Origin of the sequence: Chthoniobacter flavus Ellin428 (assembly GCF_000173075.1) — a bacterium.
GTDB classification, from domain to species: domain Bacteria; phylum Verrucomicrobiota; class Verrucomicrobiia; order Chthoniobacterales; family Chthoniobacteraceae; genus Chthoniobacter; species Chthoniobacter flavus.
Genome location: NZ_ABVL01000018.1, coordinates 99,367 through 123,168 on the forward strand (window position 1 = coordinate 99,367; position 23,802 = coordinate 123,168).

The window sequence follows — 23,802 nt, forward strand, 5'->3', positions numbered from 1 at the left end:
TTTAGTAGGGTTGGCGACTTCCCCCCGAAACCATGTTCCCGCGCCCCTTCGAAAATCATTTGCCGCGCCGTGTCATTTTTGGCCGCGGTTCGAGCGGCAATCTCGCCAATACCCTCACGCAAAAGGATCTGCGCAGGGCTTTTGTCGTCAGCGATGAAGGCGTCAAAGGCGCCGGCCTCGTCCAGGCTTTCACCGCTCCGCTGGAAGCGGCCGGCTTGCTCGCCGGTGTCTTTACGGATGTCGCTCCAGAACCGCCCATCGATACGGTGGACCGTGTGGCCGCGCAGATCGTGGCGGCGAAAGCGGATACGGTCATTGCACTCGGTGGCGGCAGCGTCATGGATACGGCCAAGGTCGCGTCGCTCGTCGCGCACCACGGAAAACCTGCGCGAGAATTTGTCGGCATTGGGAAAGCCGGCGGGCGCGGCATTCCTACGGTGCTGATTCCGACCACGGCGGGCACGGGCTCCGAAGCCACTTTCGTCTCCATCCTCACCGACCCGGAAAGCGGAAATAAAATCGGCGTTGTCGATCCCAATATCCTCGCCGATATCGCCATCGTCGATCCGGCACTGACTGATGGCCTGCCGGCGGCGGTCACTGCGGCAGCGGGCATGGACGCGCTCGTGCACGCCATCGAGGCGTACATCGCGAAGGTCGCCACGCCCCTGGCCCGCGGTCTGGCTTTGGAAGCGGTGAAATACATTGGCCGCTCACTCGAAGTGGTCTGCCGCGAACCGGGCAATCGCGCCGCGCGCGATGGCATGGCCATCGGCTCGCACCTCGCAGGGATGGCCTTTGCCAATTCCTCCTGCTGCGCCGTCCATGCACTCGCGTTGCCCTTGGGCGGACAGTTTCACATTCCGCACGGGGTCATCACTGGCTGCTTCGCGGGTGAGATGATGCGGCACAATGCGCCAAATTGCGGGACTGCCTTCGCCGAACTCAGCGTCGCACTCGGTTGGGGTTTGATGCAACCGACCGATTTCGCCGCGCGCCTCGACACGGTGGCCAAGGCCATCGGCCTGAGCGCGCGTCTCGCGCAAACGCCTGTTTCGGACGAGGCCATCGCCACCATGGCGCGAGATGCCGTGGCCATCCGCCGACTGATGGATCCCAACCCACGCGACGTGACGGAAGCAGACGCGGCCCGCATGTACCGCGCGGTGCTTGCGTAAAAGCAACCTCGACGAAGCCGATGAAAACCGTTCCTGACTTCTGGTTCGAACCGCGCCCCTGGCTCGACGGCCAATGGTTCCATCCTTCGCCGAGCGAAACGTTCACCGTCTCCAATCCCGCCACCTGCGCGCATCTGGCCGACGTGATCCGGGCCGACGCCGCTACTGTGCAACGCGCCATCGAGGGCGTCGTCAAAGCGCAGAAATCGTGGCGCGAAACTCCGGCTGCCACGCGGGGTGAAATCCTCAAACGCACCGCAGTATTATTGATCGAACGCAAGGACGCCTTCGCCCGGTTGCTCTCCGCCGAACAAGGCAAACCCTACGCGCAGGCCGCCGGCGAAGTGGATTATGCCGCGAGCTTTTTCCAGTGGTTCGGCGAGGAGGCGAGGCGCGTATCCGGCCGTCTCGCACCACACCCCGCACCGGGCCGCGAATTTTTCGTTGAGACCAAACCCGCCGGCGTCGCCGGGCTAATCACGCCTTGGAACTTTCCCCTGGCCCAAGGCGCGAAAAAAGTCGCCGCTTCGCTTGCGGCGGGGTGCACGGCCATCTGGAAACCGGCGGAATTGACTCCGCTCATCGCCCTCGCCACGGCGCCCTTGCTCGCCGAAGCAGGATTGCCACCGGGCGTGTTGCAAATCGTTCCAGGTTCCGGATCGGTGGTTGGCGGCGTTCTCGCCGAGCATCCCGCCGTGCGTGTCCTTAGCCTCACCGGTTCCACCGCCACCGGCAGTGCGCTCATGAGCCGGGCAGCCGGCGGCATCAAGCGGCTTTCCTTCGAACTCGGCGGCAATGCGCCGTTCATCGTCCTGCCGGACGCCGATCTCGATTTCGCCGCGGATGAGCTCGTGCACGTGAAACTCCTTTGCTCCGGCCAGGTCTGTGTCACCGCCAATCGCGTGTTCATCCACGCCGACGTTGAAGCCGCCTTCACCGAAAAGGTCGCCTCACGGCTCGCTGCCGCCCAGGTCGGCAACGGACTCGCCGATGGTGTCGACGCCGGCCCGCTCATTCACCGCAAGGCCTGCGAAGAAGTCGGCGCGCTGGTCACCCGCGCGCAAACCGATGGTGCGCGCATCGTTTGCGAAAACCGCTCTTTCGAGCGCGACCCTTCGCTTCGCGAGGGCAGTTTCGCTCCGCTGACTCTCGTCACCGGCGTGCGCGATGAAATGCCTCTCGCCCGCGATGAAGTATTCGGCCCGGTTATTTCGCTACTGAGTTACGCCACCGTCGCCGACGCGGTGCGGCGCGCCAACGAAACGCCCTACGGTCTCGCCGCCTACGTCTATGGCCGCGACCTGTCGCTCTGCCGCGCCGTCGCTTCCGGTCTCGAGGTCGGCATCGTTGGCGTCAACGAATGGCGGCCGCTGAAAGCCGAGATTCCCTTTGGCGGCGTGAAGATGAGCGGCCTCGGCTCGGAAGGCGGCGTCGAAGGCATCCGCGAATTTCTCGATACCCAGGTCATCTCGATGCCTAAACCCACTTTCGATCACGCATGAAGAACCGCCGCTATCGTAGCGAATCCTGGTGGAACGATCCGGAAAATCCCGGCATGACCGCGCTCTACCTCGAGCGCTTTCTGAACTACGGCCTCACGCCGGAGGAACTACAAAGCGGACGCCCGATCATTGGGATCGCGCAATGCGGAAGCGACATCACGCCCTGCAATCGCATCCACTTGCAAACCGTTGCGCGGATCGCCGACGGCGTGCGCGACGCGGGCGGCCTGCCGCTCGTCTTTCCAATGCACCCGCTGCAGGAATCGATCCGTCGTCCCACCGCCGCGCTCGATCGCAACCTCGCCTACCTCGGCCTGGTCGAAATCCTGCACGGTTATCCGCTCGATGGCGTCGTCTTCACCACCGGCTGCGACAAGACCACACCCGCCGCGATCATGGCCGCCGCCACGACCGATGTGCCTTCGCTCATCTTCAACGGCGGCCCGATGATCAACAGCTATCTGGACGGCCAGCCGGCCGGGGCCGGCACCGTCACCTGGAGGGCGCGTCAGCTCCGCGCCGCGGGCGAGATCGATGATGCGCAATTTCTGCAAATGCTCGCCGGCGCCGCGCCCAGTCCCGGCCATTGCAACACCATGGGCACTGCGCTCTCGATGAATTGCCTCGCGGAAGCGATGGGCATGGCGCTGCCGGGCACCGCCAGCATTCCGGCCCCCTGGCGGGAACGCGGTCAGATGGCGCATGCGACGGGCAAAGCCGTGGTGCGACTCGTGGAGGAGGATTTGCGCCCCTCGCGCATCCTCACCCGGGCGGCGCTGCTCAATGCGATCCGCGTCAACACCGCCATCGGCGGCTCGACGAATTGTCCGCCACACCTCATCGCCATCGCCCGTCACGCCGGCATCGAACTGGACATGCAGGATTGGGAAACGGAGGGCTATGCGCTGCCGTTGCTCGTCAATTGCCAACCCGCCGGCAAATATCTCGGCGAAGACTTCCATCGCGCGGGCGGCCTGCCGGTGGTGCTGCGCGAACTACTCACCGCCGGTCATCTCGACGGCAGTGCGCTCACCGTCACCGGCCGCACTCTTGGAGAAAACGTGGCCGCCGCGCCTTTCCCGGACGGCGAAATCATCAAGCCCTTCAACGCACCTCTGCGCGAGCGCGCCGGCTTCCTCGTGCTGCAGAGCAATCTCTTCGACTCCGCGCTGATCAAGACCAGCGTGATCAGCGAAAATTTCCGTCTCCGCTATCTCAGCGCGCCCGGCGCGGAGGATACCTTCGAGTGTCGCGCGGTCGTCTTCGATGGCCCGGAGGATTATCACGCGCGCATCAATGATGCGTCGCTCGGCATCGATGAACATACCATGCTCGTCGTGCGTGGCTGTGGGGTCATCGGCTTTCCCGCTTCCGGCGAAGTAGTGAACATGCAACCGCCCGACGCGCTGCTGCGCGCCGGCATCACCGAGTTGCCCACGCTCGGCGACGGCCGCCAGAGCGGCACCTCGGCCAGCCCGTCCATTCTCAATGCTTCGCCCGAGTCCGCCGCGGGTGGCGGTCTATCGCGACTCCGCACCGGCGACCGCGTGCGCGTCGACCTGCGTGCCCGCCGCGTCGACGCCATCGTGTCCGAGGAAGAATGGCAACGCCGCGCCCTGGATGTTCCGCCTGCACCACCGGCCACCGCCACCCCGTGGCAACAACTTTACCGCGCGCACGTCGGCCAGCTTGACACTGGCGGCTGCTTTGACTTTGCCTGCGCATACCGCGGCGTCTGCCACACCGTACCGCGCCACAATCACTGACCACCCCCTCGACCCATGCCCAAGCTCACGTCCAAAACCGCCATCATCACCGGAGGCGCCTCCGGTATCGGCCTCGCCATCGCCCGCCTCTTCGCCAGCGAAGGCGCCATCGTGGAAATCCTCGACCGCAACACCGACGAGATGAGTCGCGCCGTGGAAGAAATCCGCGCGGCCGGCGGAACGGTCGCGGCCGAAGCCTGCGACGTCACGGATGTCAAAGCCGTCGAGGAAGTCACCGGCCGCATTCACGCCCGTCGTGGCCGCATTCACATCCTCATCAACAACGCCGGCGTCGCCCATGTTGGCAATGCCTTGAGCACCACGCCGGAAGACTTTGAGCGCGTGCAACGGGTGAATGTTTTCGGCCCGGCCAATTGCCTGCGGGCCGCCTTGAAATTCATGGTCGTCGACGGCGGTGGCTGCATCGTCAATCTCGCCTCGACGGTCTCGGTCATGGCCATCACCGACCGCTTCGCCTACGCCACCAGCAAGGGCGCGGTGCTCTCGATGACCTACTCCGTGGCCAAGGACTTCCTCGACAAGGGTGTCCGCTGCAACGCGCTCCTTCCTGGGCGTGTGCATACACCTTTCGTCGATGGTTTCATCGCCAAGAACTATCCTGGGCGTGAAGCGGAAATGTTCGAGAAGCTTTCGAAGACCCAGCCGATCGGTCGTATGGGCGAACCCGAAGAAGTCGCCGCCGCCGCGCTTTTCCTTTGCTGCGATGAGGCTTCGTTCATTACGGGCATTGGCCTGCCGGTGGATGGAGGCACGCTGACGCTACGCTAAACATCGGAGGGACGCGCTCCTGCGCGTTCCCACGCTTTTCTTTCGCCCGCCCCGCAAACAGGGAACGCGCAGGAGCGCATCCCTCCGATTCAAGGCGCGGCCCACTGCGTGACCGCCGCGAGCCGCACCGCACAGCATTTGAAACTGGGCTGGCGCGAATGCGGGTCGAGGACAGTAGACACGAGTTGGTTCATCACTTCGTAGTGCATCGGGATGAACGCCTGCCCTTCGGCGACGGTCGGCGTCACGAAGGCGCTCGCCATGATTTCCGCATTGCGTGAGGTCACGCGCACCGAATCGCCGGTCTCGATGCCGAGCCGCCGTGCATCCACGGGATTCATCTCGATGTAAATGCTCTTCGGGGCGAGTTGCCGCAGCACGTCGGACTTATCCGTGCGCGTACCGGTGTGCCACTGCGCCGAACTTCCGCGTCCGCTGAGCAGGATGAACGGATACTCCGCATCCGCCATCTCCGGCGCAGGCCGCGGCAGATCGTATAGGAAACGCGCGCGACCATCGGCGTGATAGAACCGCCCGTCGGCAAACAAACGACGCTCCGTCTCAGGCGGCGCAGAGCCTTCCGGCAACGGCCACTGGATGCCGCCGCGCGCGTCGATCATGTGGTAATCCTCGATGCCGGAGATATCGCACGGCTTTCCACGGGAAATCTCTTTCAGCAATTCAAAGGCCGCCTCCGGCGAAGCCCAGCGCGCGAACATCCCGCTGCATCCCCAGTAGTGAGCGATGAGCTGAAGGATGTGGAAATCCGCGAGCGCCTGGCCCGGCGCCTTGGCTACCTTCTTCACGAGGCCGATGCGGCGTTCGGAGTTGATGAACGTGCCTTCTTTCTCGCCCCAACCCGCCGCAGGCAGCACCAGATCCGCATGCTGTGCCGTCGCGGTCGTGTGATAGAGATCCTGCACCACGAGGAAATCCAGCTTGCTCAGGAGCTCGTTGAATTCCTTTTGCTGCGTCCACGAGTGTGAGGAATTCGTCCCAAGCACCCAGAGTCCTTTGATCTTTCCTTCGCGGATGCCTTCGACGATTTGATCGTAAGCCATCGCCGGTTGCCTGGGGATCACGCTCTCGTCGATGCCCAGCACCTTCGCGATTTTCTCGCGATCCGCCTCTTTTGCCGCGTCGTGCCCTCCCATCAGACTCGTGATATTCGCGTAGAGCCGCGAACCCATCGCATTGCATTGTCCGGTGATGGAATTCGCCCCAGTGCCAGGCCGTCCGATATTGCCGGTCATCAGCGCGAGGTTGATGATCGCCTGCGCGGTGCGGGTGCTCTCGTGGCCCTGGTTTACGCCCATCGTCCACCAGAAAGAGACGCGCTTGCCGTCATGGATCGTCTGCGCGAGATGCCACAGATCATCCTCGGTCAGTCCCGTCTCCGCCGCGACCCGCTCGGTGGTGAATTGCGTGATGAATTCCGCAAATTCGGCAAACCCGGTGGTGTGTTGCGCGATGAAATCGCGATCGATCCAGCCACTCGCCGCGAGAATATTCGCCAGGCCGTAGAGCAACACGAGATCGCTCTTCGGCTGGATCGGGTAGTGCTGCGTCGCAGCCATCGCCGTCTCGGTCTTGCGCGGATCGACGACAATGATTTCCGGCCGATTCTGATTACGCATCACACGCTGCCACATGATCGGATGCGCGATGCACGGATTCGAACCAACGAAAACGAGCACGTCGCTTTCCTCGAAATCGGCGTAGGTGAAGGGCGGCGCATCGAAGCCGAACGACTGCTTGTAGGCCACGTGCGAGGTCGCCATGCACTGCCGCGTATTGGAATCGCAGTGGATGAAACCCATGCCGAACTTCCACAACGCGCCGAGCAACGCCATCTCTTCAGTCACGATCTGGCCGCTGGAAAGAAATGCGCACGACTCCGCGCCGTGCTTGCGTTTGATCTCCTTGAAACGCTCGCAGAACAGCACGAGGGCACGTTCCCAATCGATGGGTTCGAGCACGCCCGTCTTTTCGTTCCGCAGCATCGGAGTCGTCGCACGATCCGGCGCGGAGAGCGGCGTCAGAGCTTCCCAGCCCTTGGGACAGGCCATGCCGAGATTCACCGGGTAATCGGTCTCGGCGCTGAGATTGATCGCCTTGCCACCCTTGAGGTGGACCTTCAAGCCGCAGCCCGTGGAACAAAAGCCACAGACCATCGTCGTGGTGCTATCGGGCGCCAGTCGTTCGGGCACCTGTCCCAGGCCGAAGCGGCCCGGCGAGCGGACCAACTCTTCGGTCAGTGGTCCCTGCCATTGCCGCAACAGCGGCGCAATCGTATTGACCAGGGCATTCATGGTGAAACTCCTCCCGGCATGCGCGGCGCCGGACACGTGGTGAAAAAGCTGTAACGCTCCATCAACGACGATGCAAAGGTGCTGGCCAGCACCACCACGGTGGCCCAAACGGCGATGGGAAACGCGGTAAACATCGCCACCACACTGGCCGCCATGGCCAGCGCGAGATTGAGCATCGTCACTTCGCGCCCACGGCAGCAGGCGCAACATCGTGCGCGCGGCCTTCGGCACTTCGTGCATGCTTTCCCAGACCACCAAAGCCATCCGCACAGCCATGGCCAATCCAATGGCCACGTGCGCGTCCGCGGCAGTGCCGAAGCAGGATAGCACCACCGCGCCAGCGGCAGCGCCCAGGGCGAGAGTCGTCCCAAAGAACCGCGGAATGGTCAGCCGCGTCGACCAATATGGACGACGGGTATCGATGTAAATCATCGCCGAAGTGAAAACTCCGGCAAGACCGAGGACCGCGTTGAAACCGGCGATCCACGGCGCGAGAAAACGCGTGGGCGGAAAAAGCATCGTCGCCACCGTGAGCGTAGACACCATCGAGAAGATGCCGAAAGCGAGAATCTCACGGCTCATCCACGAGGTACGCAACCCGAGGAAGAAACGCCAGGCGCCCATGGGACGTCCCAAATGCAGGACGGAAACGGCGAGCCCCAGATGCAAGGCGACCCATCCGACCAACCCGACCGAGCGCACGCCCGGCATCAATGTCTGCATGACAAAAAGACCGACGCCCATCTGCGTGAGCAGCAGCATCCAGATCAGCGGCCAGTGGGCATGCTCGAGGCGCAACGCGGATTCGTCAGCCGCTTCCGCACTCACCGGCAGCGGATTCCTGGAAGAGAACCGCGTCGTCGGCTTGGTATAGTTCGATTCGAACGCCCCGGGAATCATCGCCACTCCCGGTTCGGCCAGGCGCACGACTTCCGCGCGGTCGACCAACTCGATCTTGATCGCTTCATGCGGGCAGGCTTGAACACAAGCGGGCGCTTCGCCCGCACTGAGCCGGCCGGTGCACATGTCGCATTTGCGCACGATGCCGAGCCGTTCGGAATACTGCGGCACATCGTAGGGACACTTCAGGATGCAGTACTGGCAACCGATGCACTGGTCATCGAGATGCCGCACGATGCCCGTCTCCGCATCCTTGTCGTAGGCCATCACCGGACAGCCTTCGAGGCACGCCGGCTCCACGCAATGGTGGCACGCGGTGGTGACCGTCTGCCGATAGGATTCGCCATGCAGCAGCCCAACGCTGCGCCACATTTCGTGTTCCTCGAGGCCGTTCAGCGAATGGCATGCGCTCACGCACGCCTTGCATCCCGTGCAAGCGTCGAGATCGACGGCAAAGGCATACTGCTGGCCGGGACCGGGCTTGGTCTGCGGGATCAGGTCACGATAGTAACGCTCCTGCGCCGGCACCTCGCCGCGCTCATGTTTCCGGGCAAAGCGCTCGACCGCCGTCAACCGTTGCTGCTCGTCGAGCAGTTCGTCGATGAGCGTGCGCAGATGATCGGATTTTCCGGACTCTTGCGAGTTGGCCAATGTCATTCCTCGTTACTGAAGATGCCTTGCAATGCGTTCAAATCGTGGCGCGCGGTGAAGGCCTGGAAGGTTTCATTCCCCTCGCGATGGCGCAGGTAGCCGCGCAGCATTTTTTCCACCAGCGGCTTCGCGCTTTCGAAATCGATCGCGTTGAAGACCTGGCGTCCGACCGCCTGGCTCGCTCCAAAGCCACCGCCCACGAAAATGTGGTACCCGTCCACGCTTTCGCCCGCGATCTTGGCCTTCGTGCCGAGCAAGCCGATGTCGCCCATGTAGTGTTGCGCGCAGGAGTGCGGGCAACCGGTGAGATGAATGTTCACCGGTTGATCGAGCTTGATGCGCTTGTCGAGGTAGTCCGCGAGTTCCATCGCGTGACCCTTGGTATTCGCCTGCGCGAATTTGCAATACGAGTTGCCCGTGCAGGCAATGATGCCGCTGCGCAGATTCGATTGCTGCGTGTCGAAACCAATCTTCCGCAACGCCTTCTTCACCGTAGCGACGAAGTGATCCGGGACATTCGGGATGACGAAGTTCTGCCATACGGTGAGGCGGATTTCACCGGAACCGTAGAGATCGGCGATCTCCGCGATACGGATCATCTGCTTGGGCGTAATCTGCCCCACCGGCATCGCCACGCCGACATAGTTCAGCCCTTTCTGCTTCTGCGGATAGACACCGACATGCGAGTGCGGGAGTTTCTGTCCCGGATACTCGATCAACGCAGGATCGAGCGGCACGCGCTGCAACTGATAGCCCAGCAGTTTTTCCGTTTCCTCGAGATACTGTTCGAGCGTCCATTTCTCCAACAGGTGCTTGAGCCGTGCCTTCTTGCGGTCCCCGCGGTTGCCATGCTCGATGTAAACTCGCACGATCGCCGAAACGACCTTGTTGAGTTCCTCCGGTTTCACGAGCACCCCGAGATCGCGCGCAAAGGCCTTGTGGCCTGTCGCGCCACCGAGCGCGATGCGGAAGAAGATCTCTTCGCCCATCTTCACGGCCTTGCAGCCGACATCGTTCGTATCCTCGACCGTGCCAATCAAGCCACCACCATCGTAAGCGATATTGAACTTCCGCGGCAGATCGTAGAACGAGCGATCGTTCAGGATGATCTGTCCCATCTCGTGACACAGCGGCATCACGTCGATCAGCTCGTGCGGATCGACACCCGCGGTCGGGTTGGCGGTCAGGTTGCGGATATTATCCGCACCCGAGCCGCGCGCGTGCAGCCCGACGGACTGAATGCGGTGCAGGAACTCCGGCGTGTCCTTCGGCTGGATGAGCCGCATCTGCAGATTCGCCCGGGTGGTAATTTGCACGTAACCGGTGGTGAGTTGCTTGGCGATATTCGCCAACTCCCGCAATTGGAATGTGCGCAACTGGCCGCCCGGAATCCGCAGGCGCGCCATGAACGCTTCCTTGTTCGGGCTGAGGTAGAAGAGGCCGTTCCACTTGAAACGGAAAACTTCTTCCTTCTCCGGCGCCTTGTTCGACGCCGCGTGTTCGAGCAGCAGCGGATACGCATCCAGCGGATGCAGCTCCTTCTTCACCCGCTCTTCGAAAACGAGGTCCTCATGCGCAATGCTCTTCGCCAAGATCGGCGGAGCTTCCACATCGCTGAAGCGTTGGCCACGCGCCGCCACACCGGCAAAGAAGCCGGTGAGGTATCTCATTTGTTCCTCGTTCAACGGCTGACCGTTGATGTTGCTGATGGGCAGACTGGCGGTGCTCATAAAAATCAATAGACGTCGCGCTGATAGCGCTTTTCCGATTTCAGTTTCTGGATGAACTCGGCGGCGGCTTCCTTGCTCAATCCGCCGGCCGTTTCCGCGACCTGGTGGAGCGCGGCGTCCACGTCCTTCGCCATGCGGCTCGCATCGCCGCAGACGTAGAAGTGGGCGCCGCTGTCCAACCAAGACCAAAGTTCCGCCGCATTTTCCAACATGCGGTTCTGCACATAGATTTTTTCCGCCTGATCACGGGAAAAGGCGAGGTCGAGCCGCGTCAGGTGACCATCGCTCACCCAGCCCTCGAGCTGCTCCTGATAGAGGAAATCCGTCGAACGCTTCTGATCGCCGAAGAAGAGCCAGTTGCCTCCTTTCGCCCCGGTCGCACGGCGTTCCTCGAGAAAAGCGCGGAAGGGCGCGATGCCTGTGCCCGGGCCGCACATGATCACCGGCACGTCGCCATTCTCCGGCAGGCGGAAGCCATGAGAAGTCTGAACGAAGACCGGCACCGGTGTATTATCCGCGCACCGATCCGCGAGGAAGGTCGAGCATACGCCTTTGCGATTGCGTCCATAGCCATCGTAGCGCACCGCCGCCACCGTGAGATGCACCTCATCGGGATGCGCCTTCGGGCTGGAGGAGATGGAATACAAACGCGGCTGCAGCTTCTTCAGCAAGCCGGTGAGTTCCGCCGCGGCAAAGGGCTGGGTGAGTCCGCCAATCACGTCGATGATCTCGCGGCCCCACAGCCACTTCTTCAAATCGTCCTTGCGCGCTGGATCCAGCAGCGCGGCCAGTTCACCGCCCGCGGCGCCACGCTCGCCGGCCGCCTTGAGCAGGTCTGGCGTCGGCCGCGTGATGTCATACTGCTGGGTAAGCGCCAGGCGGAGCGAAGTCTCGGTGCCCTCCGGCGTCGTCACCGCTTCTTCCCCGTCGCAACCCAGCGCCTCGAGCACATCGTGAACGAGCGCACCGCAGTTCGCCGGCATCACGCCGAGCGCGTCACCGACTTCGTAGCTGAGTCCCGAGCCGGCGAGTGAGATTTCATAGTGTCGCACTTCCTTGCCGGAACCGTCGGCATTGAGCAGGCGATTCGCCAGCAGGCGGGCCGGGAAGGGATTCTTCTTCGACCAGCCTTGCGGAGCCTCCTCCGTGGAGGCGTCCGCTTCGCCGGAGGTGAGAGCGGGAGTGTCCGAGGAAGAGGAAAGCGCCGCGAAGACGCCTTCCGTCCACTCTTTCGCGGGCGTTTCGTAATCGACATCGCAATCCACGCGCGGATGCACACGCTTTGCACCGAGCTTCTCGAGGCGCTCATCGCAGTTCTTGCCGAACTGGCAGAACGCCGAATAGTTCGTATCGCCCAGCGCGAGAACCGAATAGTGGAGGTGGGCGAGCGGCGGCGCGGCTTCGCCCTGGAGGTAATTCCAGAACGCCTGCGCGTTGTCCGGCGGTTCGCCGTCACCGTAAGTGCTCGTGATCACCAGGACGTTTTCCTCCTTGGTGAGGTCGACGGTTTCGTATTTCGCCATGTCCACGAGCTTCGGCGCAAAGCCGCGCTTCACCGCTTCTTTCGAGGTCTTTTTCGCGAGGCCTTCTGCGGTGCCGGTCTGGCTGCCGTAGAAAACGACCAGGGGCTTGGCCGGTGCGGCGGGTCCGGAGGGCAGGCCCGCCAGGGCGCTCTCCGCCATGCTGGCGTCGGAGAACATACCGGCGAGATAACCGTTGAGCCAGAGGCGCTGTTCGGGGGAGAACGGGGCGTTTTCTGGGATAAACGGAATCTTATTCATGTCAGTGATGCAATAATTTGGCGAGGAGGTAGAGGGTGAGGGCGAGGAGGATGAAAAAGCCGGTCTGGTAAAAGCGCAGGGGAGTGCATTTTCCACCGCCGGGTTCCTGATAAAACGGCTCGACCTTTTCCGGGTGAGCGAGGTCAAACGCGACTTCGGAATAGTGCTGGTAGCGGCGTTCCGGGATCACCGCGAGCGCGCGTAGGATCAGGGAATCCAGCCACGGCGGGAGATTGGGATTCAAGCGAACCGGCGCCTTCGCCTTATTAAACACCGGCGTCTGGAACCGTTCGATTTCGCCATAGGGGAAGGAACGGGTCAGCGCTTCGTAAAGCGTCACACCGATGGCGAAAACTTCCGTGCGCTCGGAGATTGGGGCCTGGCGGAAACGCTCGGGCGCGAGATAGCTGGCCGTGCCGGCCCGCGAAGTGATGGAAAAGATTTCCGTCGCGCTGCCGAGATCGACAAGCTTGAAACTCAGCCGGTCGTAGCCGGTGATGACGAGGATGTTCTCCGGCTTGATGTCGCCGTGCACCAGGTCGCACCGCAGCAAAAACTGCGAAGCCTCGACGAGAAACTTGCCGAGCTCCACCGCTTCATCCACCGCCAGCGGCCGCGCCTTCAAGAGCATGCGCAGGCTCGGTGCCTCGACGAACTCCATGACGTAGTAGTGGGCGGTGCGCTTTTCGGGCACCACGGCCTCTACGAAAAAGGCACCGCCGAGACGGGTGGCATTCCAGGTTTCCTTGATGAACTGATGCAACACCGCCTCGCTGTCCCGCGCTTCCAGCGGCGCGAACTTCAGCGTCCAGCGCTGGCCATCCTTGGTCGCAAGCCACACGCGATCGCTGTGCTGAAACGGGCGGACGAGTTCGTAACCATCGATCACGTCACCCTTCTGCAATGTCTCGGGGATATGGAGCGGGAGCTGGCTCACGGCGCGCAGCTTACCCGTTTCTGCGATATCAATCACGATCGCACTCATGTCGTCGAGTTGCTCGGGTTTGGCCACCGAACGCGCGTGCTGGACGATCGCCCGCGCGGCGTAACGCTGCGCGAGGCGCGCGTTGAGCTCGCTCTCATCGAGCACGTTCGAAACGCCGTCCGAGCAGAGGAAAGCGATGTCCCCGTCGTTGAGCTCGCGCTCGAAGCAGTAAGGCTCCACATCCGGCGCGAGGCCGATCGCGCGGCGCAGGACATGCCGCATTTGCTCATCCACGTGATCCTCAGAAAGCCGCGCGAGCTGGCCGCCGCGGGCGAGATACACGCGGGAGTCGCCGACGTTCAGGCCGAAGAGACGGTTGCCCTCGATGACCGCCACAGAAAGCGTGGAGATCATCTCGGGAGCGTCGTGCTGCAGCATGGATTCGTGGTGCAAGGTGCGGTTGATGAGCCGGGTGAATTCGGTGAGCGCCTTCTGCGGCGGCCACGATTCGGGCCGCGCGCTGTAGTTGCTGACCAGCGATTCCACGATGCGCGCGGAAGCCTCGCGGCCCCGGCGCGCCGCGCCGGTGCCGTCGGCGAGCACGGCGATCACCGTCTCGTCCCACGCCTTCACGGCAAAGGCGTCTTCCGATTCCTTGCCGTCGCGCGGGAGGCCGTAACTGGTCAGGTTCACTTTCATCAGTTCAAATCAAGTCAGATGCGGGCATTCGCGATCGCGCCCCAAGTGGTGCGCCAGCGGGTTTTCACGAGGCCGAGACCGCAGATCGCCAGGAGGCAGAGCGCGGCGAAGATGAAGAAGCCGGGCGCGTAGGAACCCGTGAAGCCCTTGGCCAGGCCCAGCGAGCTGGCCAGGTAAAAGCCACCTACGCCACCGCCCGCGCCGACCAGGCCAGTCATCACGCCGATGTCCTTGCCGAAGCGCTGCGGCAGCAATTGAAAGACCGCGCCATTCGCCATGCCGAGCGCGCCGGAGGCGAAGATGAAGGTGGTGACATTGAAGCCGAGGTTGTGCTGCAAGGTTCCGGCAACGAGGGCCACACCCGCGACGGCATAGAACACGTAGAGCGCGCGAATGCCACCGATGCGATCGGCCATCGCGCCGCCCACCGGACGCAACACCGCCCCGACACACGTGCAGAGCGCGGCGAAGTCACCAGCATGCACCGCCGTGAGACCGTATTCGCTCTTGAAGTAGAGCACGTAGCTGCTCGCCAGGCCCACGAAACCGCCGAAGCTCACCGTGTAGTAAAAGCAGAACCAGTGGGCATCCTTGTCCCTAAGCAGGGTCATGTAATCCACGAGGCGCTTCTTTTTCACTTCGACCTGCGCTTCACGCGAAAAGACCACGTAAATCACCAACACGATGACCGCAGGGATCAACGCGAGACCGAACACCGTCTTCCAGCCGTAGGCCGCTGCGAGGCGTGGTGCGAAGAGCGCATCGAGCACGGTGCCGATATTGCCTGCACCGGCGAGGCCCATGACCACGCCCTGCATGTTCGGCGGATACCAGCGTCCCGCTTGCGGCAGCGCGACCGCGAAGCTGGCCCCGCCGAAGCCGAGGACCATGCCCATGAGCAGTGTGGCCTGATAATTTGGCAGCCCGAAAACGTAAGCGCCGATCAAGCCAGCGATCACCACGAGCTGGGCGATGATCCCGGTATTCTTCGCGCCGATGCGATCCACCAACAAACCGAGGATAATACGCAGCACCGCACCCGAGAGGATCGGCACCGCGACCATGAAGCCCTTTTGCTCCGGCGAGAGATGCAGGGCATCGCCTATCTGCGCGCCGAGCGGACCGAGCACGGTCCAGACCATGAAACTGAAATCGAAATACAGGAATGCGGTGAGCAACGTTGGCCAGTGGCCGGAGTTTTTGAGATCGGAGAATTTCAAATTGGCGGTTGGTTTTGGGTTTAACGCACTGGCAGTTGTGACAGCACGCGCCCGAGCCATTAGCTCCGCCCGTGCCAAAGAAGACGAATTGCTCGCGAAATGCCGTTCATCGTCCTCATTCACGTCATGAAAAACTTTCATACACGGGCGATGCCTCTGATTTTCGGAGCTTTACGACGTCCCTGGGCGGTCCGCCCTTGACAAAAAATTTTCGCGATCCCCGCTTTTCCTCTGAAATCGGGCTTCTTCGCGGGTCGCCGGCAATGGCGTCTTTTGCACAAACTGGTTAGAATTTGCATAGGAAGCAACAGGAGCGGCCTCTGTCGAAAATGCGCAAAAACCTCCGACCGGGCGGTCTTTCAAAACCAATTTCCGAATGCGGAAGGCGTGTGGCGCGTTGGTGTAGGGCGCATGGCTCGTCCACTACCGGCCACATGCCCTACACCCACCGCGCCGCTATCGCGAATTACTTCGAGAATTGTCCGTCACCGAAAAAAAGCCGCCGTTCCGGTGGTTTCCCGGAACGGCGGCGGAGTGGAGCGGAGACGAAGATCGTCTAGAAGTTGATCGTCGTCTGAATGTAACCGAAGTTCGCGTCGTCGCTGGCGCCGGTGTCCTTGAGGTAGTTGCCGGCGAAGAAATGCGCGTAGCCCGCCTGGAATTGCAGGTGCTTGTTCGCATTCCAAGTGACTACCGCACTGATCTCCGAACCGGCATAGTTACTGACATTCCGGCCGCCCACGGTGGAGAGCGGACGCACGGCGGTGAGACCGTTGGCGCGGTACCAGACATCGCTATCCGAGGCCAACCAGAAGGCGTTGTATTGCACTTCGGCCGTCAGCGCTTTCACCGGATTCACGCGCACGCTGAGCATCGCATTGTGCATGTTCTGCCAGGAGAAGTTGTCCATGATGCCGAAGAACCGGTGATTCGTCGGGAACAAGTTCTGGAACGTGCCGATGTGCCCGTCATGCGGATCGTTGTCGCCCGACGCGTAGTTGTATTCCGCGTAGAGGCGCGGTTTCCAAGCCACGTCGAAGTTGTAGCCGAAGCCCGCATCCGCGGCGAACGCGCTCAACGGCAAGCCGCGGACATCGCCCGCCTGGTAGGCAAACTCGCCCGTGTACTCCCAGCCCTTGAGCTTCTGCGGGTCGCCCTTGATCCGCGTGCCGAGCGTCACGAAATCGCTGTGCGCAGCGAGCGAGCCGGAGGGCAGCGCCGTGGTGAGGTTCCCCTGCAGGTTGGTGGTATTTCCCCGGGGCTGATCGAGCAGGAAGGAGTAGAAATCCCACGTGCCGAACGGCAGCGAATCCATGGAGAGATACAGGCCGCTGAAGACCAGTTCCCGATGATCCTCGGTGCCGTTGAAGAGATCGGATTGATCGTACTTGTCGCGCGTAATGACGACCGGGGTCGAGGTAAACGCGTCGATCCAAAAGCCGTGGCCTTTGTAGGTCACCTTCGCCGCATCGAAGGTGCGGCCGAAGTTATTCCAATCGAACGCGCCGACGAGCCGCTCATCGCCGTAGGAGAGGATCTGCCGCCCGACCTTCAAGCCGAACGGACATTTGTCGTAGTCCGAGATCTCGATATAGGCCTGCCGCAGGTCGAACGCATTGTCACCCTCGGCGGCGCTGACGCCGGGGGTATTGCCGCGCAGGCCGTTGAACTCGCGGGAGTCCTGGCCCTGCACATAGAGGTGCAGCCACTCGACCGGCTGGACCAGCATGCCGATCCGGAAGCGCTGCTCAAACCAGTTGCCGTCGGTCACGGAACGGGTGGCGCTATTGAAGTCGAAGTTGTTGTTGCGATTTTCCCAACGCAGGCGCTCCTGCGCGTCGAAGATGAGTTTTCCGCCGAAGAAACTAAGAGGGTTGGAATCTGTCGGCTTCTCGATTACCGTTTTGTCGCTGGTGGCTTTCACTTCGACATCTCCCGCCAAGGAGGAAATGAGACCGCTGGTCAGGAGGGCTGCCGCAAACAGCCCTCCGCTTTTTTTTGCCGAGGAGTAGGTTGGTAGTTGGGTCATTGGATGATTTCGCCAGACGGAGATGCTCCTCCGGGCAGTCGTGTTGCTGTGATTGGGCCCGTGAACATCCGGGCCGGATTGTTTGGAAAATGCAGAACGGTGAGCGCGGCAGTCATGGAACGAGGGCGCTCGTGAGCTGGGCTGCCTGGGCAAAGAGGTCGGCGCGAAACCAGTCGGCGATCCGCTCCATGGGAATGAGGCTGGGATCCTTCACCACGCCGCTCTTCACGAGATTGCGCACCACCCAGGCCGCCTTGTCCGGCGTGGGCGCGTTCACATCCTCGCCGGCGAAAAGATGAAAAGACGAATGCTTTTCGACGCGCCCGTTGCCGTAATCGAAAGTGCCCGCCATACCCATGCGCAGCGCCTGGATGGGCGCGCTCACATACTCCGGTTGCGCGAGCGTCTCCATCAGCCGTTCGCGGTTTTCCGGCCGGGTGCAGAATTCGCAGGCCTCGAGGAGCGCGGCGATGAGCGCGAGATGTTCGTGCGACGACCGCTCCGCGAAATCGCGCCGGACCATGAGCACTTTCTCCGGATGCCGCGGGGCGATTTCATCGCTGGTCGCGACGCACCATCCGGTGTTGCTTAGCACGGCGAGGGAATTCCACGGCTCGCCCACGCAATAGCCGTCGAGATGGCCGGCCTTGAGGTTGGCGTGCACCTGTGCCGGCGGCACGATGACGATGCGCACATCGCGATCCGGCTCGATGCGATGGTTGCGCAGCCACTCGCGGAGGAGAAGGCTGTGCGAAGAGTAGGTGTGCACGACACCGAAGGTGTAGACTTCATCGCTGTGGATGATCTCGCGCCGCAGCGTGCGACCATCGCGCACGCCTTTGTTCCAGAGTGCCTGCGAGAGGGTGATGGCATTGCCATTGAGATTCAGGACCAAGCCGGTGAGGCACTCCACCTGCACGGAGCCCAGGCCGCAGTTCGCGGCGACCACCAGGCCGGCGGGCGCGTGGGCGGCGTCCAGCTCGCCATACAGCACCTTGTCGCGGATGGTCGCCCAGCCGACTTCGCGGTGCAGTTCGACGGCCAACCCGTGCTTGGCATAAAGGCCGAGTTCTTTGGCCATGATGATCGGCGCGCAATCCGACAGTGCCACGAAGCCGAGGCGCAACGGACGGGAGCGGGCATGGTTTTTGTGGGACATTCGTCTTGTGAATCAGAGTTCGCCCCGCGCGATCAGCTTCCCGCGTGCCACGAACTTGATGACCGAAAAGAAATGGCTTTCAACTTTTCGATGAAATGAATGAATTTGATTCATTCATGTCACAACCGCTTGATAGCAGGCAATTGCGCGCCTTTTCCATCCTCGCTCGCACCGGAAGCTTCACCGAGACCGCCCAGGAGCTCCACCTCTCGCAATCGGCAATCAGCCATTCGATGAAAGCGCTCGAGCAGGAAATCGGCTGTCGCCTTTTAGACAGAATGGGCAAAACCGTAGTACTCACCCAGGCCGGGGAGCAACTGCTGGTCAGCGCCCAGCGCATTCTCGAAGAGATGGAATCGGCACGCGCCCAACTCGGACACCTCGGCAAATGGGGCAGCAGCCGGCTGCGCATCGGCGCCAGCACCACAGCCTGCCAGCATATTCTCCCCTCGGTGCTGCGCGAATTTAAAGAGAGCTTTCCGCAGTGCGCGATCTCGATCGAGCCCGGGGACACCCCGGAAATGATCGAGGCCCTGCGCCAGCATCGCATCGACCTGGCCGTGAATCTCGAGCCGCGGCGCGACGAACCGCTGGAGTTTCGCCCCCTGTTCACCGATGAGCTGGTTTTCATCACCAGCCCGATCCATCCGTGGGCGAAGAGCGGCCGGGTAAGCCGCGAAGATATTCCCCGACAACACTACATCCTCTACGGCAAGACGAGTTACACGTTTCAGATGATCGAAACATATTTCCGCAAGGAGCAGATCGTCCTGCACAGCCTGCTCGATCTCGGCAACATGGAAGCGATCAAGGAACTGGTTAAACTGGGGCTCGGAATCTCCATTCTCGCGCCGTGGTCGTGCATGAAGGAACTGCAGGAAGGCTCGCTGGTCACGCTCCCGCTGGGCAAACGCAAGCTGCGCCGCCGCTGGGGAGTCCTGCACTGGCGCGGACGCCGCCTCTCGCTCGCCGAAGAAACATTCATCGGGCTTTGTGAGCAGGTGTCAGAACGGTTCAATTGAGTTAGATTACCCTCACTACCGCGCGTGAACTTATGAACCCTCCCGCTTCCGCTCCGCAGCGTCACTTCGCCAGCGATAATTTTGCCGGCATTTGTCCGGCGGCGTGGGCGGCGATGGAGGCTGCCAATGCGGACCACGCACCCGCCTACGGAGAGGATCGATGGACCGCGGAAGCCACCCAGCTCATTCGCGATATTTTCGAGACGGACTGCGACGTTTTCTTCCTCTTCACCGGCACGTCGGCCAATTCGCTGGCTGTGGCGGCGACCTGCGCCCCATTTGAAAGCGCGCTCTGCTCGGAGCACGCCCACCTCATTGTCGACGAATGCAATGCGACCGGCTTCTTCACCCACGGCGTCGCGTTGGAGCCGCTGCAAACCGTGCACGGCAAAGTAGCCTATCAGGAGGTCGAGCGTGCGGCTCGATTGCGCACGGATATCCACCACTCCCGCGCGCGGTTGATCAGCATCACGCAGTCGACCGAGCTCGGCACGTTGTACTCGGTCGAAGAAGTCGCGGCGATTGGCTCGGCGGCGGATCAATTGAATCTCCGTTTTCACATGGACGGCGCACGCTTTGCCAACGCCGTCGCGGCCCTCGGCGTGCCGCCGCGCGCCATCACCTGGGAAGCGGGCATCGATGTGCTGAGCTTCGGCGGCGCGAAGAATGGCCTGGCCTGCGGGGAAGCGCTGGTTTTCTTCGACCGGCATCTCGCGCGGGATTTCGCCTATCGCCGCAAGCAGAGCGGCCAGCTTGCCTCCAAGATGCGCTTTCTCGCGGCGCCGTGGATCGGCCTGCTGCACGATGAAGTGTGGCTGCGCAATGCCCGGCACGCCAACACCATGGCCGCGGACCTCGAGCACGGCCTGCGCTCGCTGCCAGGCGTGGAGATCGCCCATCCTCGCGAGGCGAATGCGGTCTTCGCCAAACTGCCGGCGAAGATCACCGCCGGCCTGCACGAGCGCGGCTGGCAATTCTACGCCGATTTCGGCCCCGCCAGCGCCGCCCGTCTCATGTGCTCGTGGGATACCCGGCGCGAGGACGTGGCTGCTTTTCTTTCCGACGCCGCAGAAGTGGCGAAATAGGCCCGCTGGAGTAAATTGCTCCGGAGGTCACGATGTACCCCGAGCAACGTAAAATCGCCCGCGTCCTGTTCGACGAGTTTCACAGCGAAAGCTGGTCGATCTCGGAGGAGCGCGCTCGTGAGATGGAGCCGGATCGCGCGGCGAATTCCTCTTACCACCTCGCCGCCAGCGCTCTCGCGGCGCGCGATTTCACCGTCTCGCGCAACATCGCCCGGCCGCTCCTGGCCGACGCCCTCGCCGATGCCGATGTGCTCGTCCTCCCCCATCCCTGCGATGCGCGTTGGGAACGCACCACGTCCCACGGTTCGCCGGCGCTGAGCCCGCAGGAAATCGAAGCCATCCATGCTTTCGTCCGCGCGGGCGGCGGGCTGCTGGTCATTTCCGAATACGAGCACGACAAATACGGCGACAATCTGAACGAACTGCTCGCGCCCACCGGCCTGCACATCGAGAACGGCACCGCCTTCGATCGCACCGCTTGCGTGCACGAGAATGCCGAATGGTTGCTCGCCGAACCCGCACCGGGTTCGCCGCTGAACCATGGAGTCGGGCTGGCCTGCTTTTATCGCACTGGTTGGTGCACTGCGGAAGGTGAAGCCAGCATCGCCTGGCAGACCTCCGCGAAGGCGCATCCGGCGAATGCGGGCTTGATCGCCACCGCGCCACTCGGGGCCGGGCGTGTGGTGGTCGTGACCGATTCCGTGCTCTTCGGCGATGAGCGTCTCAAGGAGTTCCAGCATGAGCAACTGTGGCTGAACCTCCTCTACTGGCTGGCCACGCCGAAGGCCGAGCAGCACGCCATTCGGCAAGAGGACCGGAGCCCCCTGCCAGATGCGTGGCTGAAATTGAAGGCGGTCATCAATCAACTCCGCTCCAGGCAGAACGCCGACGGCAGCGTCTCTTCCGACGAGCAACCGGCGGCCGCCCGACTCGTTTCCGAAACGCTCCAGTCCCTCACCGCGCTCGCCCCGCGGTTCCCCTATCAAGCGGAATACTTCGCCCAACTGCCGCGGGACTTTCAAGCCTGGGTCGACGCCGGTTTTCCGCACCCCGACTTTGGCAAATCTCTCGCCGTCTTCCAACCGCAGCAACATCGGCAGGACAACCGCGAGCATCTCGTTCTCTTTCCCCTCTACACGCCGAATGGCTCCAGCGACACACGCTTCGAAGCGCTCTTCATGCGCATGCCGTGGCCGGATTGGTTGGTGGCGCTGGAGCGCAATGCCTATCACAACAGGAAATTCGTCCCGGGACATCTCGTCGATTACACCGCCGGCTACGCGAGCGAGTGTGCGGTGCTTTTTCCGGAAACCGTCGCCCTCACCGGCCAACCGTGGAATCACTTCGCCACCATCTTCTGCGACCGCGAAGCGCGACGCTTGCAGAATTGCGTGCGGCGCGCCGGCAAGGTCATCGGCCTCGAGTTGTTTCCGCGGCTCGAGTTCTGGCTCGATTCCCTGCCGCTCGTCGAGGACACCGTCGCCCTGTGGGACCTCATTCACGACGCCTCCCATAGCGTGGGCGAGCTGCCGTTCGATCCCTTCATGATCCGCCAGCGCGCACCCTTCTGGATGTACGCCCTCGAGGAATTGCGCGTCGACCTGCGCAGCTTCGAGGAAGCGTCCCGCCTCGCCGCGGAAGGCTTTCCCTTCGCGCGCTACGTCACCTGGGCCATTCTGCTCGACCGCGTGCTGCGCTTCCCCATCACCGGTTCCCGTGTCCGCAATTACGATGCGCTCGGCGGCCAGTTGCTCTTCGCCTATTTGCACCAGCACGACATCCTCGTCTGGCGCGACAACCGGCTCACCATCCAGTGGACCGAGCTCGCCCGCGGCTTCCACGGCCTGCGCGAAGAGCTCGCGCACCTCTACAAGAGCGGCGCCGATTGCTCGAAGCTGACCTTCTGGCTCGCCGGCCACGAGCTCATCTCCCGCTATGTCCACCCCAATGTCGCCTCACAATGGAAAGCCGGCGAACGCGTGATCAACGACGAGCACGACCTCAAACGCTGGCTCTCGCTGGTGCAGGAAGACGAATTTCCGCTCGGCAATTTCCACGTCAATCTGCGACGCAAGCTGGCGTGAAGGTGGCGGATACTTAAGCATGGCCAATTTAAGCGCAGAGGGCGCGGAGAACGCAGAGAGCCGCAGAGGAAGAAAAGGATAAAAAGCGCGTTACCCGATAGCGAGTGTCGATCCTAAAAAAACGCGCAGCGCACTTCACTTCATCCTTCATCCCTCGTCCTTTTGTTTCTTCCTCTGCGGCCCTCTGTGTTCTCCGCGCCCTCAGCGTTAAAGTGAGCCGTGCTCGACAGGAAGGAATTGGCAGCTATTAAACCGCCCTATCCCCATTCTCCCCCGTGCGAATTCGGACGGCTTCGTGGATCGGTGAGACAAACACTTTGCCGTCGCCAATCTTGCCGGTCTTGGCAGCTTTCACGATCGCCGCGGCGGCACCGTCGACCACGCCATCGGTCACCACCACCTCGATCTTGATCTTGGGGAGAAAAGCGACCGTGTATTCGCTGCCTCGATAAATTTCCGTGTGGCCTTTCTGCCGGCCGAACCCCTTCACCTCGCTCACCGTCATACCGTCCACACCCAAGTCTGACAGGGCATCTTTCACCTCCTCCAATTTGAAGGGTTTGATGATCGCTTCGATTTTTTTCATGTCGTCGTCTTGATTAGGAATCAGGTGTCCGCCGGGCCCGGCCGCATAAACCAAAAGCGGCCGGGCCCGGACAGATTTACCCTGTGAATTGGCAGTGGAAAAAAGGGAGTTGAGCGGGCTTGGGACGGGGAAAGACTGAGAGCAACGACTCGGGTTTGTAAAACCTGCCATTACAATAGATTCACTGCGATGCACCGGCCAGCAGCACTTGTGCCAACGTGCACTCTCACCTCCAGCGGTTCACATTCTACTCTGTGATTTTGACCGATTTTCGGCGACCAGTTCAATCGATTCGAAATCCGTGGCTCCGCGCAAATCACGCCATGCTGCGCAAATCAGGCCAGCGGTATGTAGTCTTTTACATTACGAAATTACCTATCGGAG

At 62.1% G+C, this 23,802-nt stretch carries 16 protein-coding genes and 1 pseudogene; 8 read left to right on the plus strand and 9 right to left on the minus strand.

Annotation, left to right across the window (positions count from 1 at the left end; translation table 11 throughout):
* Positions 1-32 precede the first annotated feature (32 nt).
* Genes CFE428DRAFT_RS23845 through CFE428DRAFT_RS23860 form a run of 4 tightly spaced genes read left to right on the plus strand, consistent with a single transcriptional unit; the run spans position 33 to position 5,235 of the window.
* Entirely contained in the window at positions 33-1,178 is a 1,146-nt protein-coding gene (locus CFE428DRAFT_RS23845; RefSeq protein ID WP_006982233.1) for an iron-containing alcohol dehydrogenase, read from the plus strand.
* A 20-nt stretch (positions 1,179-1,198) separates the two neighbouring features.
* Positions 1,199-2,680 carry an NAD-dependent succinate-semialdehyde dehydrogenase gene (locus CFE428DRAFT_RS23850; RefSeq protein ID WP_006982234.1) on the plus strand — a complete coding sequence of 494 codons (1,482 nt, stop codon included), beginning with the start codon at positions 1,199-1,201 and terminating at the stop codon, positions 2,678-2,680.
* Positions 2,677-4,446, plus strand: a complete 1,770-nt coding sequence (locus CFE428DRAFT_RS23855; protein ID WP_006982235.1) for an IlvD/Edd family dehydratase — start codon at positions 2,677-2,679, stop codon at positions 4,444-4,446. Before CFE428DRAFT_RS23850 ends, CFE428DRAFT_RS23855 begins: the two co-directional genes overlap by 4 nt.
* Positions 4,447-4,461: 15 nt before the next feature.
* The gene (locus CFE428DRAFT_RS23860) at positions 4,462-5,235 is read left to right on the plus strand and encodes an SDR family NAD(P)-dependent oxidoreductase (RefSeq protein WP_006982236.1); all 774 of its coding nucleotides are present in this window, start codon (positions 4,462-4,464) and stop codon (positions 5,233-5,235) included.
* A gap of 89 nt (positions 5,236-5,324) precedes the next feature.
* Here CFE428DRAFT_RS23860 and CFE428DRAFT_RS36130 read toward each other — a convergent pair whose 3' ends face one another.
* The 6 genes and pseudogenes from CFE428DRAFT_RS36130 to CFE428DRAFT_RS23885 form a co-directional block, all read right to left on the minus strand.
* Positions 5,325-9,098 carry a DmsC/YnfH family molybdoenzyme membrane anchor subunit gene (locus CFE428DRAFT_RS36130; RefSeq protein ID WP_162145307.1) on the minus strand — a complete coding sequence of 1,258 codons (3,774 nt, stop codon included), beginning with the start codon at positions 9,096-9,098 and terminating at the stop codon, positions 5,325-5,327.
* A gap of 2 nt (positions 9,099-9,100) precedes the next feature.
* Complete coding sequence (locus CFE428DRAFT_RS23870) at positions 9,101-10,828, minus strand: NirA family protein (protein ID WP_006982238.1); 1,728 nt, start codon at positions 10,826-10,828, stop codon at positions 9,101-9,103.
* 5 nt (positions 10,829-10,833) lie between these two features.
* Complete coding sequence (locus CFE428DRAFT_RS23875; protein ID WP_006982239.1) at positions 10,834-12,609, minus strand: sulfite reductase subunit alpha; 1,776 nt, start codon at positions 12,607-12,609, stop codon at positions 10,834-10,836.
* A 1-nt stretch (position 12,610) separates the two neighbouring features.
* Positions 12,611-13,375, minus strand: coding sequence for a serine/threonine-protein kinase (locus tag CFE428DRAFT_RS41315; RefSeq protein ID WP_420196895.1), 765 nt, complete (start codon positions 13,373-13,375; stop codon positions 12,611-12,613).
* A 207-nt stretch (positions 13,376-13,582) separates the two neighbouring features.
* Positions 13,583-14,233: pseudogene (locus tag CFE428DRAFT_RS41320) on the minus strand (PP2C family protein-serine/threonine phosphatase); the annotation flags it as partial.
* A 14-nt stretch (positions 14,234-14,247) separates the two neighbouring features.
* Entirely contained in the window at positions 14,248-15,513 is a 1,266-nt protein-coding gene (locus CFE428DRAFT_RS23885; protein ID WP_006982241.1) for an MFS transporter, read from the minus strand.
* A gap of 374 nt (positions 15,514-15,887) precedes the next feature.
* Between CFE428DRAFT_RS23885 and CFE428DRAFT_RS40615 the strand changes: the two genes are divergently transcribed.
* Complete coding sequence (locus CFE428DRAFT_RS40615; protein ID WP_272941137.1) at positions 15,888-16,013, plus strand: hypothetical protein; 126 nt, start codon at positions 15,888-15,890, stop codon at positions 16,011-16,013.
* On the opposite strand, the gene CFE428DRAFT_RS23890 is transcribed toward CFE428DRAFT_RS40615, so the two are convergent.
* The gene (locus CFE428DRAFT_RS23890) at positions 16,010-17,482 is read right to left on the minus strand and encodes an alginate export family protein (protein ID WP_006982242.1); all 1,473 of its coding nucleotides are present in this window, start codon (positions 17,480-17,482) and stop codon (positions 16,010-16,012) included. The genes CFE428DRAFT_RS40615 and CFE428DRAFT_RS23890 overlap by 4 nt on opposite strands.
* 112 nt (positions 17,483-17,594) lie before the next feature.
* Entirely contained in the window at positions 17,595-18,641 is a 1,047-nt protein-coding gene (locus tag CFE428DRAFT_RS23895) for a CmpA/NrtA family ABC transporter substrate-binding protein (protein WP_006982243.1), read from the minus strand.
* A gap of 116 nt (positions 18,642-18,757) precedes the next feature.
* Between CFE428DRAFT_RS23895 and CFE428DRAFT_RS23900 the strand changes: the two genes are divergently transcribed.
* The 3 genes from CFE428DRAFT_RS23900 to CFE428DRAFT_RS23910 are packed head-to-tail and all read left to right on the plus strand — an operon-like array spanning position 18,758 to position 22,832.
* A complete protein-coding gene (locus CFE428DRAFT_RS23900) occupies positions 18,758-19,663 on the plus strand; it encodes a LysR family transcriptional regulator (protein ID WP_202797489.1) in 906 nt (301 codons plus the stop codon).
* Between the two features lie 32 nt (positions 19,664-19,695).
* Entirely contained in the window at positions 19,696-20,748 is a 1,053-nt protein-coding gene (locus CFE428DRAFT_RS23905) for a threonine aldolase family protein (protein WP_006982245.1), read from the plus strand.
* A 32-nt stretch (positions 20,749-20,780) separates the two neighbouring features.
* A complete protein-coding gene (locus CFE428DRAFT_RS23910; RefSeq protein WP_006982246.1) occupies positions 20,781-22,832 on the plus strand; it encodes a DUF6421 family protein in 2,052 nt (683 codons plus the stop codon).
* Between the two features lie 247 nt (positions 22,833-23,079).
* Here the strand turns inward: CFE428DRAFT_RS23910 and CFE428DRAFT_RS23915 are convergent, their stop codons facing one another.
* Positions 23,080-23,418 carry a P-II family nitrogen regulator gene (locus CFE428DRAFT_RS23915; protein ID WP_042725661.1) on the minus strand — a complete coding sequence of 113 codons (339 nt, stop codon included), beginning with the start codon at positions 23,416-23,418 and terminating at the stop codon, positions 23,080-23,082.
* Between the last annotated feature and the right edge of the window lie 384 nt (positions 23,419-23,802).

Bases quoted from the DNA above. Each gene is read 5' to 3' on its own strand.
- CFE428DRAFT_RS23900 (WP_202797489.1), top strand. From the start codon at position 18,758: ATGTCACAACCGCTTGATAGCAGGCAATTGCGCGCCTTTTCCATCCTC.
- CFE428DRAFT_RS23895 (WP_006982243.1), bottom strand. From the start codon at position 18,641: ATGTCCCACAAAAACCATGCCCGCTCCCGTCCGTTGCGCCTCGGCTTC.
- CFE428DRAFT_RS23855 (WP_006982235.1), top strand. From the start codon at position 2,677: ATGAAGAACCGCCGCTATCGTAGCGAATCCTGGTGGAACGATCCGGAA.
- CFE428DRAFT_RS23910 (WP_006982246.1), top strand. From the start codon at position 20,781: ATGTACCCCGAGCAACGTAAAATCGCCCGCGTCCTGTTCGACGAGTTT.
- CFE428DRAFT_RS23890 (WP_006982242.1), bottom strand. From the start codon at position 17,482: ATGACCCAACTACCAACCTACTCCTCGGCAAAAAAAAGCGGAGGGCTG.
- CFE428DRAFT_RS23845 (WP_006982233.1), top strand. From the start codon at position 33: ATGTTCCCGCGCCCCTTCGAAAATCATTTGCCGCGCCGTGTCATTTTT.
- CFE428DRAFT_RS23905 (WP_006982245.1), top strand. From the start codon at position 19,696: ATGAACCCTCCCGCTTCCGCTCCGCAGCGTCACTTCGCCAGCGATAAT.
- CFE428DRAFT_RS40615 (WP_272941137.1), top strand. From the start codon at position 15,888: ATGCCCTACACCCACCGCGCCGCTATCGCGAATTACTTCGAGAATTGT.
- CFE428DRAFT_RS23850 (WP_006982234.1), top strand. From the start codon at position 1,199: ATGAAAACCGTTCCTGACTTCTGGTTCGAACCGCGCCCCTGGCTCGAC.
- CFE428DRAFT_RS23875 (WP_006982239.1), bottom strand. From the start codon at position 12,609: ATGAATAAGATTCCGTTTATCCCAGAAAACGCCCCGTTCTCCCCCGAA.
- CFE428DRAFT_RS23885 (WP_006982241.1), bottom strand. From the start codon at position 15,513: ATGGCTCGGGCGCGTGCTGTCACAACTGCCAGTGCGTTAAACCCAAAA.
- CFE428DRAFT_RS23860 (WP_006982236.1), top strand. From the start codon at position 4,462: ATGCCCAAGCTCACGTCCAAAACCGCCATCATCACCGGAGGCGCCTCC.
- CFE428DRAFT_RS23915 (WP_042725661.1), bottom strand. From the start codon at position 23,418: ATGAAAAAAATCGAAGCGATCATCAAACCCTTCAAATTGGAGGAGGTG.
- CFE428DRAFT_RS23870 (WP_006982238.1), bottom strand. From the start codon at position 10,828: ATGAGCACCGCCAGTCTGCCCATCAGCAACATCAACGGTCAGCCGTTG.